General features: G+C 39.1%; 10 protein-coding genes. 5 read left to right on the top strand and 5 right to left on the bottom strand.

The features are described from left to right. Nucleotides 1–364: 364 nt before the first annotated feature. Nucleotides 365–1,615, top strand: coding sequence for a formaldehyde dehydrogenase, glutathione-independent (fdhA, locus tag NYE61_RS19140; RefSeq protein ID WP_095313229.1), 1,251 nt, complete (start codon nucleotides 365–367; stop codon nucleotides 1,613–1,615). Nucleotides 1,616–1,925: 310 nt separating this feature from the next. Continuing rightward, the gene (locus NYE61_RS19135; protein WP_339316353.1) at nucleotides 1,926–2,702 is read left to right on the top strand and encodes a hypothetical protein; all 777 of its coding nucleotides are present in this window, start codon (nucleotides 1,926–1,928) and stop codon (nucleotides 2,700–2,702) included. A 137-nt stretch (nucleotides 2,703–2,839) separates the two neighbouring features. Here NYE61_RS19135 and NYE61_RS19130 read toward each other — a convergent pair whose 3' ends face one another. Next, the gene (locus NYE61_RS19130) at nucleotides 2,840–4,273 is read right to left on the bottom strand and encodes a YfcC family protein (protein ID WP_303447500.1); all 1,434 of its coding nucleotides are present in this window, start codon (nucleotides 4,271–4,273) and stop codon (nucleotides 2,840–2,842) included. A gap of 119 nt (nucleotides 4,274–4,392) precedes the next feature. Beyond that, nucleotides 4,393–5,544 carry a M20 family metallopeptidase gene (locus tag NYE61_RS19125; RefSeq protein WP_303447499.1) on the bottom strand — a complete coding sequence of 384 codons (1,152 nt, stop codon included), beginning with the start codon at nucleotides 5,542–5,544 and terminating at the stop codon, nucleotides 4,393–4,395. A gap of 207 nt (nucleotides 5,545–5,751) precedes the next feature. Between NYE61_RS19125 and solA the strand changes: the two genes are divergently transcribed. Then, nucleotides 5,752–6,876, top strand: a complete 1,125-nt coding sequence (gene solA, locus NYE61_RS19120; protein WP_303447498.1) for an N-methyl-L-tryptophan oxidase — start codon at nucleotides 5,752–5,754, stop codon at nucleotides 6,874–6,876. A gap of 95 nt (nucleotides 6,877–6,971) precedes the next feature. Here the strand turns inward: solA and tcuA are convergent, their stop codons facing one another. The 3 genes from tcuA to NYE61_RS19105 form a co-directional block, all read right to left on the bottom strand. Then, nucleotides 6,972–8,486 carry an FAD-dependent tricarballylate dehydrogenase TcuA gene (tcuA, locus tag NYE61_RS19115; protein ID WP_303447497.1) on the bottom strand — a complete coding sequence of 505 codons (1,515 nt, stop codon included), beginning with the start codon at nucleotides 8,484–8,486 and terminating at the stop codon, nucleotides 6,972–6,974. Between the two features lie 106 nt (nucleotides 8,487–8,592). After that, entirely contained in the window at nucleotides 8,593–9,657 is a 1,065-nt protein-coding gene (locus tag NYE61_RS19110; RefSeq protein WP_339316350.1) for an isocitrate/isopropylmalate dehydrogenase family protein, read from the bottom strand. Nucleotides 9,658–9,755: 98 nt separating this feature from the next. Continuing rightward, nucleotides 9,756–10,622: a LysR family transcriptional regulator gene (locus tag NYE61_RS19105; protein ID WP_095313242.1), complete on the bottom strand. Its 867-nt coding sequence runs from the start codon at nucleotides 10,620–10,622 to the stop codon at nucleotides 9,756–9,758. A 157-nt stretch (nucleotides 10,623–10,779) separates the two neighbouring features. Between NYE61_RS19105 and NYE61_RS19100 the strand changes: the two genes are divergently transcribed. Together NYE61_RS19100 and NYE61_RS19095 are read left to right on the top strand one after the other, a co-directional pair. Further along, complete coding sequence (locus NYE61_RS19100) at nucleotides 10,780–11,895, top strand: hypothetical protein (protein WP_303447496.1); 1,116 nt, start codon at nucleotides 10,780–10,782, stop codon at nucleotides 11,893–11,895. Nucleotides 11,896–11,910: 15 nt separating this feature from the next. Further along, nucleotides 11,911–13,395 carry a tripartite tricarboxylate transporter permease gene (locus NYE61_RS19095; protein WP_339316347.1) on the top strand — a complete coding sequence of 495 codons (1,485 nt, stop codon included), beginning with the start codon at nucleotides 11,911–11,913 and terminating at the stop codon, nucleotides 13,393–13,395. Nucleotide 13,396: the final 1 nt, after the last annotated feature.

Here is a 13,396-nt window from a genome sequence, read left to right as displayed (position 1 = left end):
CTGGCTAACTAAATAGAAAGCCATGATTAATTTTTAATATATTTTATTTTTTGAAATTTCAACCCAAATTTATCATGTAAGTAAATTTTAGTCAATTACTTGCCCTTGAAAATATATATGGTACGAAACTTCTTATTTAATTTACTCAATAACTTGAAAATTCTACTCTTCAACATTAATAAGTCTTTTGTTCTAAAACTATTAGTCTGTGTGATTGTATCGAACAATAGTTTAAGACTATGTAAAATAATTAAAATATTTCAATTATTATTGAAACCAATACGATTTGATGTTATATTGAACATTAGAATCAAGCGCTTTCATAGACAAGCATCTCTAATATCATTTTATAAGGAGTGGTAGTATGAGTAACAAAGCAGTTGTATATGTTAAAGCTGGAGAAGTAGAAGTGAGGGATATTGGGTATCCTGATCTAATACTTCGTGATGGCCCAGGAGTTAATCCTTTAAACGTAGGAAGAAAATGTAATCATGGGGTCATTTTAAAGGTAATTTCCACTAATATCTGCGGTAGTGACCAACATATGGTAAGAGGTCGTACTACGGCTCCAAGCGGTTTAGTTCTTGGGCATGAAATTACAGGTGAAGTTATCGAGGTTGGAAGTGATGTGGAATTTATCCAAAAAGGAGACATCGTATCTGTTCCATTTAACATTGCCTGTGGACGCTGTCAAAATTGTAAGCAGCAGGATACACATATTTGTACGAATGTTAACCCTGATCGTCCTGGTTCGGCTTATGGCTATGTTGATATGGGCGGCTGGGTCGGCGGTCAATCAGAATATGTTATGGTCCCTTATGCGGATTTCCAATTATTAAAATTCCCTGACCGCGATCAAGCATTAGAGAAGATTCTTGATTTAACGATGCTATCCGATATTTTCCCTACCGGATATCATGGTGCAGTTAGTGCAGGTGTCAAAACCGGATCAACGGTATATGTTGCCGGTGCAGGTCCTGTAGGCTTAGCCGCTGCACACTCCGCACAATTATTAGGCGCTTCGGCTGTTATCGTTGGCGATTTAAATGAAGAACGACTCGAACAAGCAAGAAGCTTCGGCTGTGAAACCGTAAACTTACGTGAGCATGATGATCTCGGTGAGCAAATCGAGCAAATTCTTGGTACGCCTGAAGTAGACTGTGCAGTTGATGCGGTAGGCTTTGAAGCAAGTGGTCACGGAAAAGACGCCGGTGAAGCTCCTGCTACTGTATTAAACTCAATTATGGGTGTAACTAGAGCTGGAGGACGCTTAGGAATTCCAGGACTATATGTAACTGGGGATCCAGGGGCAGCTGATAACGATGCAAAAGAAGGAACATTAAAGATCCGCTTCGGACTTGGATTTGCAAAGGCACATACATTTGTAACTGGACAAACTCCAGTTATGCGATATAATCGTGATTTAATGAAAGCTATTTTAAGTGGCAGAGCACAAATTGCCAAAGCGGTTAATGCAACGGTTATTTCCATCGGTGAAGCTCCAGATGGTTATAAAGCATTTGACGGTGGTGTATCTCGTAAATTCGTTATCGACCCACATGGTATGATTAAGCAGAAATCTTATGGAGTTGCTGAGCAACAAGTTAATGGTTGATTGAGTGGTTGAGAGGAAAGTGAAAGACCTAATCGATGGGATTAGGTCTTTTTTGTATTTCTATGTAATGATATTACTTCCTTTTTTTATATAAAGAGCTATACTGAAGTTAAGAAATAATATTTTCCAGTCTTTAGTTTCTCAATATTTCATTTTTTAGCAATCTAATTTACCAAAAACTAATTTCATATGTTTATGCTTTAGTCATACATTAAATTTTAATAGAGCAAAGATTACATATAATGCACTATATGTAATTTTTTTGGGGAATATATAGTTCTATATATCCATTTCAAAAGGAGGGTTTCAGTTGATAGAAGCATTGATTGCACTTTTATTTTTGGCAGTGATGGGTTATTTATGGTTTCGATCGAAGGATAAAAAGGTATGGAAGAAGGTAGTTTACTCAATTTTAGGGATCTTTGCATTTTTAGCATTTATAGTCAATACTATAGGTGATTCTGAAGCGACCGTTCAACAAAACTTAGATGAAGAGTTAGAGAAAAACGAAAAATTAACTGCAAATATCTCAGAATTAGAGGAAAGTAATTCTAATTTACAGGATGAATTTGCTGACCTTGAAAGTACAATAATTGCACTAAACGAGGAAATTACCACTATAGAAAATGAACATGAAAAATTACAAAAGAAAAAGAAAGAGCTAAAGGAAGATTATAAATCTGTTGAAGAAGAAAACGAATTACTTGCGGAGAATATCGAACAACTGAAGGATGAAAAAGCATCATTAAAGAAAAAATTAGAAGAAAAAGAAACAAGTCCTACGAGCAGCTCTAGTACCCAAAATAAAAGTACTAGTGGGGCTAAATCAAGCGAGAATAATAATAATAATAATAATAATAATAATAATAGTACTAACTCTAATTCAGCTCAAGCATCAAGCAGCTCTACGACTTCCAATGACACCTCAGAGGAATCAGAAACAGACAGCTGTGATATTAAAGGTAGTAACAGTGGAATTTATCATGTCCCAGGAAGTACATACTACAATCAAACAAAAAATGTAGCACAATGGTTTTGCTCAACTACCGACGCCGAAAATGCTGGTTATAGAGCCCCTAAGCGCTAATGAATCCTTATTATAAAATAAAACAAAGCAGAAATAGTAAATCTTTCTGCTTTGTTTTTTTATTTTTATATCACTTTGCAAATTCTAAAATTCCACTCACTCTAAAAAATATATCTCACACTAACACACACCAAACTCTAGATCGTCCAAACAAACAAATGCACAATCGTAATAATAATCGCCCCAACAATATAAGATAACACTATAACAGGCCAAACCCATTTAATCCACTTTATCCATGGTATTTTTGCCAATGCGAGCGATGCCATTAGAACACCAGATGTAGGAGTAATTGCATTCGAAATCCCGTCACCTAATTGAAATGCCAGTACAGCAGTTTGCCTGCTTACACCTGTTAAATCAGATAATGGAGTCATAATAGGCATTGTCAATGCAGCTTGCCCGCTACCTGATGGCACAAGGAAGTTTAAAAAGCTTTGCGTTGCATACATTCCCATCGCAGAAAATGTTGTTGGCAATTGACCAATTGCACCCGATAGACTATATAAAATCGTATCAATTGTATTACTTTCCTCTAGTACGACCAGGATACCGTAAGCCATTCCGACTACTAGTGCACCTACAACAAGTTCTCGGCAGCCGTCTACAAAGGATTCAGCAATCTGGTTCACCCTTAGCTTAGCAACAAAACCTGCGATAACGCCCATCAGCAGGAACAAGGAAGCGATCTCCATGATATACCAATCAAAATAAGTTACCCCAATCGCAAGTCCAATAATCGTTAAAAATAACAGACCAATAATAATCGCATGTCTAGGAGTTAACTGCATTATTATAGGGTCATGTTCAGCATCATCCATAGTCCTTCGCTTGTCAATCTCATACATCAAACTGGTTTCCGGGTTTTTCTTAACTTTTTTGGCATAAATCATGACAAATGCAATACTAAATGCGACAAAAATAAGCCAGATAATAAAACGAATTCCCATCCCGGAAAACAGCGGTAATTCTGCAATTCCCTGAGCCACACCAACCGTAAAAGGATTCATAAATGATGCTGTAAAGCCTGCACAGGATCCTACTATAACCATTCCCGCTCCGACAAGCGAATCGAATCCCATCTTGATTGCTAATGGAACTAATATTAAGATAAATGGAATTGTTTCTTCCGACATCCCAAATGTTCCACCGCCCAGTGCGAATAATAACATAACAACCGGTATGAGATAAATTTCCTTTCCGGCCATTTTTGCTGAAACATTCGCGAGTCCGGTTTCAATTGCTTTTGTAGCATTCAGAATCCCAAAAGCTCCACCAACAATAAAAATGAAAAAGATGATTTCAGCTCCATTAACCATCCCCTTATGCACAGCTTCTAAAATCCCAAAAGGGCTAGTCGGATTTGACTCAACCTGCTGATACGTTCCGTCCACTACAACTGTTCTTCCTGCATCATTTACCTCTCGTTCGTATTCACCAGCTGGAACGATATATGTAAATAAAGCGGTAATAATGATTAAGCCAAATAACAATGCGAATACATGGGGGAATTCAAATTTCCTTTTCTTTCTTTTCAGATTTCCTTCATTAGAAATCGTATCGTCATGCATTAAAAATCTCTCCTTCTGTATATTCTCACGTGTTGTATATAAAAAAATAACAGGCAGTGAACCGCTACAAACAGCTAAGAAGCGGCAATTCACTACCTGTAACCATGTAAAAACTGAACTTATCGTTTTTCAAATTCGGTTTTTATGGCGGATAGTAAATCTTGATCCGTCATAATGTCATAACCAGTTTGTGCTAAGGAAAGCACTGCATCAGCAATTGCTGTCTCGCCATCTTTCGTAATCGTTTGATCTGCAAACTCTTTCGTATGGAATACAAGTCCAGACTTATTCATTCCAACAAATGGATGGATCGCTGGTACCACTTGACTTACATTTCCCATATCAGCCGAACCTGTTGCAGCTACAGCTGGATAGACAGGGTGCGGACTGTGCGCTTTTAGATTTTTAGTAAATACGTCTGATAGTACATTATTTGTGACCATATTGTCATAGCTCAATTCATAATTTGATATTGCAACAGATGCACCTGTCATTAATGCTGCACCATCTGCAATATTTCTTACCTTTTGCACTACCTCATCTACAACCTTGCGCTCATTTGCGCGAATATAAAATTGAGCGACAGCTTTCTCCGGTACTACGTTTGCGGCCTGTCCCCCTTCCGTAATGATGCCATGCATTCGTACATCTGACGGAACATGCTCTCGTAATGCGTTGATTCCATTAAATAATTGAATAACAGCATCCAGCGCATTAATCCCTTCTTCAGGTGAAGCAGCTGCATGGGATGCTTTTCCAGTATAATCAAATTGCAGAGCATCCATTGCCAGCATCGGTCCACTTTCAGAAGAAACATCAGCTGGATGCACCATCATCGCCACATCAATATCATCAAAAGTTCCTTGTTCAGCCATTGGTACTTTCGCTCCATTTGTTTCCTCGGCAGGAGTTCCAAGAACAACGACCTTCCCGCCTATTTCTTGTACATGCTTACTAAGAACAACTCCAGCACCAACTGCCATCGTTGCGATTAAATTATGACCACAGCCATGGCCAATTCCAGGCAGCGCGTCATATTCTGCTAGAAACGCAACTGTTGGTCCTGGCTTTTCGCTGGAAAACTCTGCCCGAAAGGCTGTCGGACGATCTACAATGCCTGTTTCCACTTCGAAATTGTGGGAACGTAAATATTCAACCAGTAGCTTCATAGATTCAAATTCTTGATCTCCAAGCTCTGGATTTTCATACAATTGATTACTAATTTTAATAAGTTTATCTTTTATATTTTCAAAATCTTTCACGAGTGACACACTATTGCCTCCAATTCAAAATACTTCCGTTTATGGATTATACCATAATATCTTAAAAAATGTTGCATAGCAAATGAATAATTATACTCATTTCTATTTATATAAGATGTTACTCCTTAACAATCAAACTAATTTTAGTAGATTTGGATTGAGCTACTTTGTATATTCGATTAAAATAATTGTATAAAAATTAAAGGAGCGCAAATCATGATCTACGATGTTGCAATAATCGGTGCTGGTTCTATGGGGATGGCAGCCGGATATTATCTTGCCAAGAATGGCAAAACAGTAGCTTTAATTGATTCCAATAATCCGCCTCATTCTAATGGGTCTCACCATGGCGAAACTCGAATTATTCGGCATGCTTATGGGGAAGGTGATAGCTATGTTCCTTTGGCATTACGTTCACAAGAATTATGGTATGAGCTTGAACAAGCTTCAAATCGAAAACTTTTTCATCAAACAGGGGTATTAAATATTGGTTCTAAGGAATCTATTTTTTTACAAAATGTCATGCAATCTGTTGAAAAATATAAGTTATCTGCTGAGATATTAACCGCCCAAGAGATAAATAAAAGATGGCCCGGTTATCATCTGCCAGATTCTCTAATTGGTTGCTTCGAAACGAATTCAGGAGTTTTAATGAGTGAAGAAGCTATTATTGCCTACCGTGACCTTGCAATAAAACACGGTGCGAATCTATACACAAATAGTCAGGTACAGCATTTGAATGTAACGAACGATCTTACAACAATTGAGCTAGCTGATCAGCATATTGAAGCAAAACAGCTCATTATAACAGCTGGAAAGGGAACAAACCAGATTTTATCCTTACTCGGTTACGAGTTGCCATTGCAACCGGTGCGAAAAACATTCTCCTGGTTTGAGGCAAAGGAAGAAATATACCATTCGCATACATTCCCAGCTTGGTCCTATGATAATGCAAATGAAATCTACTACGGCTTTCCAAGTATTGACGGGGCTGGCATTAAAATTGGAAGACATGATGGAGGATACCCTGTCCAAACAAAAGAGACATTAAAAGCATTTGGTACATATCCGGAAGACAAGCAAGATGTCACACAATTTATCCACCAATATATGTCTGCTGACTTAAAGCACAAACAAGGAAAAGTATGCACCTATACAAACACACCAGATGGAAACTTCATAATCGATCGACTTCCAAACTATCAAAATGTCATAACTGCTTGCGGATTTTCAGGACATGGATTTAAGTTTAGCAGTGGTGTGGGAGAGCTGTTAAGCCAGATGGTTATTCATGGGAAGAGCTCATTGGATATAGGTTATTTTTCGTTGGATAGGTTTTAATACTTCAATTAGATTCCAGCCGATTATTAGCTAAACAAGGATTCCCAGCAATAGAATGCTGGGAATCCTTGTTTCTTCAACGTGCCTCATATCTATTAATTTTCTTTATGAGTCGCCCCCACGGGCTCAAGCACATAATTCGCTGCAGACTCTCCCGCTAACTTGCCAAATACAGCACCAGACATTAATCCAGATCCTCCTGGATAGTTATGATAAAATAAGCCCCCTACCATCTCACCTGCTGCAAATAACCCTGGAATTGGTGATTGATTTTTATCTAGTGCTTCCCCATTTTCGTTAACATGAATCCCTCCAAATGTGAAGGTAATTCCACATGTTACCGGATAAGCATAAAATGGTGCCTGATTAAACGGAAGCGCCCAATTACTCTTTGATGGCGTAATGCCCTTCGTTCCCTTTCCATCTTTGATGGCTGGGTTATACTCCCCTTGTTGAACCGCTTGATTATATTCCTCTATCGTTTCTATGAATCTAGCTTTATCAATATTCATTTTATCAGCAAGTTCTTCAATTGTGTTCGCCTTGATACACGTTGCTTCTTCTAAATTATATTCTGCTCGCAGCAAAGGACGAACCTGCGCATCAAACAATTGAAATGCTTTTTGTTCTGGCTGGCGCAGCGTTTCTTTTCCATACTTTGCGTACGTATAATTCCGAAAATCTGCTCCCTCATCCACGAAGCGTTCTCCTTTGATATTGATAATTAGTCCGAGTGGATAAGAAGATTTTTTATAAATATCTCCTGGTTTACCATAATCCCCGACTTGCGGAGCTTGAAAATCGGTCGTATGCGCATGGCAGCCTGACCAGTCTCCATATGGCTGCGCTCCAGCTTCTATCGCCATATCTAAACCATCACCTGTGTTGTATTCGCTCCCTCTTACCTTAGCCTTCTCCCATTCTCCCCCTAAATATTTGGCCCGTTTTTCTTTGTTTGCTTCAAAGCCTCCACATGCCAGCACAACTGATTTTGCAGGAATTTGCTTTTCCTCACCATTTTCCACCACGGTGATACCGCTTACCTTTTGGTTAGTTGTCTGTAACCCGATAGCTCTCGTATTATAGCGAATTTCTATACTTAAATCTTCAGCCTTATTAATAAGTGCTTCAATAAGCCCGATACCTTTGCGATTTGTTTTTACTGGGAGACCTCCCCAAAATTGCTGCACTCCATTATTGTTAAAGGATTGATTCTCGTTTAACTCAAATTGCACACCTTGGCTCTTCATCCACTGAATCGTATCGTACGACTTGTCAACAAGCTGTCGCGCTAAGTTAGGGTCGCTCTTTCCTTCCGTCACATTCATAATATCATTATAGTAATCTTCCGTATCATAATCTGGCATAACCGTATTTTGAAAGTCTTTGGGGGATAGTTGATTCAATATGGGCTCTAGTGCATCTTTGTTTTGATAGGCAAAACGAATAGCCCCATCTGTGAAAAAGGAATTTCCACCACGTTTTTCTTTTGGTCCACGTTCTAAAATAAGTACATTGGCACCATTCTCTTTTGCTGCGATTGCTGAGCAAAGTGCTGCATTTCCTGTTCCCACAACAATTACATCGTAAGCTTTGTTTTGGTTACTCATGCTTAATCCTCCCTAGTTAAATTTATCTTCTACGCTCAGTATAGGGCTGCTTTTAACATAAATAAAATACTGTTTTTTTAGCGTATTCAATAAATTTATTTTATAACTAGAGAATTCTATTTAAAACCTCAGCAGTGAACCCTTGGGTACCTTTATCTCCACCTAAATCTTTCGTTTTAATTCCATCCAATAGTGTTCGGTGCAAGCTTTCTTCAATCTTATTACCTACTATCTCTAACCTGCTGTCCCCAAACCTTTCACTCATCCATTCGAATAATAGAGCCGTAGATAGCATCATCCCAATTGGATTAGCAAGGTCTTTTCCAGCAATATCTGGTGCTGATCCGTGAGCTGCTTGTGCCATAGCGATCTCTTGATTTGTATTTATCGAAGGTGCAAGTCCCAAACTGCCAATCAACTCTCCCGTTAAATCGGACAGTATATCTCCGAACATATTCTCTGTAACGATAACATCAAAATCCTGAATTCGCCGAACCACATGTGCACACATTGCATCCACATGGTAATCGTCAACCTCGACCTCTGGATACTCCCTTGAGATTTCTTTACAAATATCTAAAAACATGCCCGACCCTATCCGAATGACATTTGCTTTATGCACGATTGTTACTTTCTTCTTACGCTGCATAGCTTTTTGAAAGGCTGCATGGGCTATCCGTTCAATGGCCTGTCTTGTAAAAACACCTGTTGTAATTGCAACATCCTTTGTAATCTGAAATTCTCCGACACCACGGTACATATTGCGATCAACATAGAATCCTTCTGTATTTTCCCGATAGATTACGAGATATGCTCCCTCTACAACACCCTTGATACTTGGAATGCTTTTAGCCGGACGAATATTCGCATATAAATCAAAGTGATGGCGCAGCTCACCACTCGGATTACGGATCGATTTAAATTCTTCAGGATAAGAAGCTGAATCATGCGGTCCAAGCAGCCAAGCATGACAATTCTCCAGCGCTTTTTTCGTTTCCTCTGGCAATGGATGGTTGGTTTCTGCTATGCCTTTCCAGCCAACTAAAAGTGGAACCCACTCTACTTTTACATCATGCTTTTCCATAATTGCTTCGACAAGCTTAATTGTTGCTTGGACAATCTCCGGCCCAATCCCGTCTCCTTCTAGTACCCCAAGCTTATATAATGCCATACTTTCTTCTCCCCTTTTATATCAGCAGTTGCCTATACCTTAATCAAAAATTACATTCGTGTCTAATACTTTTTTTCTCATCATTCCGATAAGAAAATCTAATCTTTCCCATTCCATTCTCTCAAATGATTGACAAACCGGTCCACTACGGTTAGATTTTCAAAGGATTGATTATACATCAGCCACGTTTCCCTTGTCACAGGGCTTCCATCTTTGAAACATATTTCCTGCTGGTACAAACCATCATCCTTCTTCAGGCAAATACCCGGTACAACTGCAAATCCGAAGTCATTTTTAACCATTTCCTTACACGTCTCCAGCCGATCAACCTCCATTTCTATATTTGCTGGTTCCGAAAATTGATCTGCCCACCAAGCGGTTATGCTATCCTTCAATGAACTGTCCGTACTGTAATTAATCAATCGATACTCCGGCAACAGGTCCATATTCAATTTCTTTTTGGATATGAGATAGAGCGGTTCTTTTCTTAACAACATCTTTTCCCCTTGCCATCCGCGATCGCTTCTTAAAATCCCTACATGCACACTTGAATTATTCAGAAGATCAATCACCTGTGTACTCCATCCAGTTTTTACATTGAATCGTACATTCGGGTAATTTTTAGAGAAGTTTTTTAGAACTTTCGGAAGTAAGTATTGTGCAAAATTACTAGATACTCCTATGCGTAAGATACCTGATACCTCTTCCTCCATATTGCTCATTGTATCCTTCATCAATTGAAGCTGTTTTAACATTTCTTTGGAATACTGGACTAAATATTCACCTTCTGAAGTAAAGCCTATTCCTTGTTTCGTTTTAAAAAATAACGGCACCCCAAATTCCTCTTCTAAGTTTTTCAACCGATAGCTCAGAGAAGGCTGTGATACATATAATTTGGCAGCGGTACGTGTCATATTCCTTTGTTCGTAAAGCGTTTTCATTAAAATCCAATCTTTTTGATCCATGCTCTCCCTCCATTTGCTTTATGTTAATTCCATTATGGAAGAAGTCCCCTTTCGTTATCAAGTTTTTTTATGAAGATAAATAAAATATCATTATTTTACTTATACACTGAAAGCGTTTACTATATTGACTAAGATAATTCGGAAGGAGATGAATATTTTGAAGATACGTTCTATTCTCGTACTAACGCTCATCATATGTTTTTTTCTTATGGGCTGCAATACACTGCAGGCAACAGGAAGTAATCAGGAAAATGGGGGTAACAATTCTTACCATGGACAGACCATTTCCTTTGTTGTACCTTTTCAAGCTGGTGGCGGTACCGATGTTTTCGCCAGGTTTATGACACCTTACTTTGCAAAGCACCTTGAAGGCAAACCTAGAGTTCAAGTTGAAAATATCCCTGGGGGAGCAAGCATTACCGGAACAAATGAATATGCTAATTCACGTATGCCAAATGGCTTAAACATTCTTACTTCAAGCGCTTCTTCCCATGTTCCATTTATGTTAGAGCAGTCTTCTGTAGACTATGATTTGAGTAATTTCACACCGTTAATCGGGGCACCATCTGGTGGTGTTGTTTACACAAAACCAGAACTGGCCAAGGGTGGAATGGAAGATTTAATGTCATTAGAAGACGAATTGTTTTATGCCGGTATTTCCCCAACAGGCTTAGATTTAGTAACACTGCTATCATTCGAAGTTCTAAAGATGGATGTAAAAGCTGTTCTTGGGTATGAAGGGCGTGGACCTTCCCGCGTTGCATTTGAGCAAGGAGAAAGTAACATCGATTACCAAACAACAACTGCCTATAAGAACAGTGTTGAAGCACTTGTAGAAGAAGACAGAGCAGTACCTTTGTATAGCTTAGGACAGATTGATGCTAATGGGGATCTCATCCGGGATCCACAATTCCCTGATCTTCCAACCATTGAAGAAATCTACGTAGACATCTATGGAGAGGAGCCAAGTGGAGATGTATGGGATGCGTACAAACAAACGGTAGGTGCTTCTTATACATTGAATAAAGTAATTTGGGTGCACAATGACGCGCCAGGTAACTACCAGGACTTACTGAAAAAAGGGATGGAAGCTCTAATTAATGACGAAGAATTTGCGACCCATTCTGAAGAAATCTTAGAGGGATATAACACGTATGTAGGTGAGGAATTGAACGCGCAGATTAAACAATCCTTCTCTATATCGCAAGAAACCAAGCAATGGATTATCGAGTATTTACGAACTAATTTTGACATTGATATTAAAAAGCTTTAGAGGGGAGGTAGTTTCATGATCGAAAGTGCAATTGAAGCGCTATTTATTGTATTAGATCCCTCAAGACTTGTCTATATGTTTATAGGTATCGGTATTGGGGTTGTTGTTGGATTACTGCCTGGTTTAAGCGGCACAGTAGGCATGTCTTTAATGCTTCCATTTGTTTTTGGTCTTGATCCATATGTAGGAATGGCTCTTTTAATTGGAATGATTGCTGTTATTCATACTGGTGACACCTTTCCATCAATTCTTTTAGGGATACCTGGAACATCTGGCTCACAGGCAACCATCATGGATGGATTTCCTTTAGCCAAAAGAGGAGAAGCTTCCAGGGCAATGGGGGCCGCCTTCTTTTGTTCCATGATAGGAGGAGTCATTGGTGGGATTGCGCTTTATTTAACAATCCCTTTTGCCAGACCATTAATTACGTCTTTTAGTTCACCTGAATTATTTATGCTAACCATGCTGGGGCTTAGCATGGCTGGTTTACTAGCTGGTAAATCGCCTTTGAAGGGTATCATTTCTGGAATCCTTGGCTTACTAATCGGCTCTGTCGGCAGTGCACCAGCTGTTCCTGAATATCGGTACACATTCGACACGTTATATTTGACGCAAGGCGTTTCTTTACCAGTAGTCGCAATGGCTATATTCGCCTTTCCTATCATCATCACCATGCTGACAAATAAAGGCAGTGTAGCAAATCATGCAACACTACAAAGCGGCATTTTAAAAGGCGTTATGGATGCATTAAAAAATAAATTCCTTGTTTTCCGAAGTGCTGTAATCGGAGTTTTAATTGGATTCATCCCTGGATTAGGCGGCAGTGTTGTTGATTGGATTGCCTATGGGGCTGGCCAAAAGACAGTGAAATATAACCATTTTGGAAAAGGAGATATTCGTGGAGTTATCGCTCCAGAAAGTGCAAACAATGCAAAAGAAGGGGGTTCCTTAGTACCGACATTGCTTTTCGGGATACCTGGCAGTGGTACAACGGCGATTTTACTGGGTGGGCTAACGCTCATGGGATTAGAAGCTGGTCCGAAAATGCTCACTACTGATTTATCCGTAACTTTATCGATTGTGTGGACATTGGTTTTTGCTAATGTTTTTGGAGCACTGCTATGTATGATTTTAGTTCGGCCGATTTCGAAGATCAGTTTTGTACCTGGAGAAAAAATCGTTCCTTTCCTTCTCGTTTTACTTGTAATCGGTGCCTATCAAAGTACGATGTCTTGGGGAGACCTGATTATCTTTGTCATGATTGGTTTGCTTGGCTATGTTATGACCATCTTGGACTGGCCAAGGCCACCACTGCTGATCGGTTTCGTCCTTGCCCTGCCTGCTGAACGGTATTATTGGATTTCTATTGAAAGATATGGCTGGGAATGGATTACAAATCCAATCGTTATTTTCCTTGCTGTCATTATCGTCGTACTTCTTTCAGGAGGAGCAATAATGAAACGATTCAGTAAGGATTACGAACAAGGAGGAATCAATTAAG

Source organism: Oceanobacillus sp. FSL W7-1304 (assembly GCF_037969805.1).
GTDB lineage: Bacteria > Bacillota > Bacilli > Bacillales > Amphibacillaceae > Oceanobacillus > Oceanobacillus profundus.
Note: the sequence above shows the minus strand (reverse complement) of the source record. Positions and strands in the feature narration are given on the sequence as shown.